Origin of the sequence: Methanobrevibacter oralis (assembly GCF_001639275.1) — an archaeon.
Taxonomy (GTDB): Archaea; Methanobacteriota; Methanobacteria; order Methanobacteriales; family Methanobacteriaceae; genus Methanocatella; species Methanocatella oralis.
Genome location: NZ_LWMU01000124.1, coordinates 1 through 1,665, shown reverse-complemented (window position 1 = coordinate 1,665; position 1,665 = coordinate 1). Strand labels below are relative to the sequence as shown.

Genomic DNA, 1,665 nt, shown 5'->3' with positions numbered 1-1,665 from the left:
ATTTATCTGTCCCGTATTTGCATCCTAAAATTAATAAAGCTAAAATAATAATTATAAAAAGAATAATTTCATTTATGTAATTTTTATCATCAAATATTTTTTTAATTTTTTTAGTAATTTCGTAAGAGTTCGAATCGCTTAGAGAACTTGATCCCTCACTAGAACTTTCCATTTCTCTTTGAGAACTTGATGGGGATGAAGCAGCATTTGCAGTAAAGCCAGCAGAAGCTAAATTAGGATTATATTTTGAACTATTTGATTTACTAAGACTATTTGAATTAACATTTCCATGAATTTGAGAGTTGTGTGAATTTGATGATGTATTTGAATTTGTATTTCCGTTTATATTTTGCCCATTATATTTATTATAACCTGGAAGATGTGAAAAACCATTACCTCCGCCATTTCCACTACCTGGACCTAAATTATTTCCATCACCTGAACCAAAGTAGTTTCCATTACCATTACTATTACCTTGGTTATTTCCATTAGCTCCACCAATCGAATGAGAAGTAGAAGAACTAGGCCCTGTAGATATTGGATTATTAGGATTGTTCCCACTAGAGTTGGAATTAGGATTGATGTAAGGGTTATGGGCGCTGGAATTAGGGTTGGAACCAGAATTATTTGATTCAATGACTTTTGGTTTCCAATTTACCCATTGTTTGTACCATGGTTTAAATATATTATGATGTACATTCCAAACGGAGTTATCAGGTCCAATATGACCATTTGGCAATAGACCCCAGTAATTATATCTCATATCAATAGCATATTGGGTTCCATGAGAATGTATTGTGGTGCCGGAAGGTGCGAAGTTATTTACTATATTTGAATCATGTACAGATATGTTTCCAGAGCCTATGTTAAATGCACCTCCGGCATTTAAGGCTTTATTATTAGTTATGGTTGAATTATAAATGTTAAAATTATCTTGGATATGACCATAATAAGTGTAAGAATCATATTCAATAGCTCCACCATATCTTGCAGAGTTATTTGAAATAATTGATCTCATAATAAGGAAATTTTTTGAAATATCTAAAGCCCCCCCATTAGTTCCTGCACGATTATTATTTAAAATAGAGTCTATTATCTGACCATCGTTTGCTTTAGCATATATAACTCCTCCATTATTAATAGCTTGATTATAATAAAATTCAGAAGCATTTACATATAATTTATTGTAGGTTCCATATACAACTCCTCCGTTATAACTATTGAAATATTTATATTCATTTAAATAAAGAGGATCATCTTTAAATCTAGTATCATTAGCCCGATTATTAGAAAAGTAACAATTATCAATGTATAAACTAACATTAGAAATAAAATTAGATAGATATATGGACCTGTCACATTGAGTAGCTATTACTCCACCAATACTGGCTGAATTATCCATAAATGAGGAATTTTCAATTAATACAGAAGTATTTTTAGTATAAATTACTCCCCCTGCTCCAATTGGTGAATCACATGTATATTCATATTTATATAAATTATTTTCTTCTATTGACCATCCATATGAATGCATTGAGATTCTACAAAAGTCTATTGAGGTTAATGCTGTGTTATTATTAAAAGTAGAGTTGATTATTGATAATTTGTTTTTTGAATCTGAATAAATTACTCCTCCATGTATTCCTTGATTATTATAAAAAATTG

Annotated in this window: 1 pseudogene; it reads right to left on the bottom strand. The window is 30.0% G+C overall.

The annotated features are described in order from the left end of the window. Positions 1-1,665: pseudogene (locus tag MBORA_RS10915) on the bottom strand (adhesin); the annotation flags it as partial.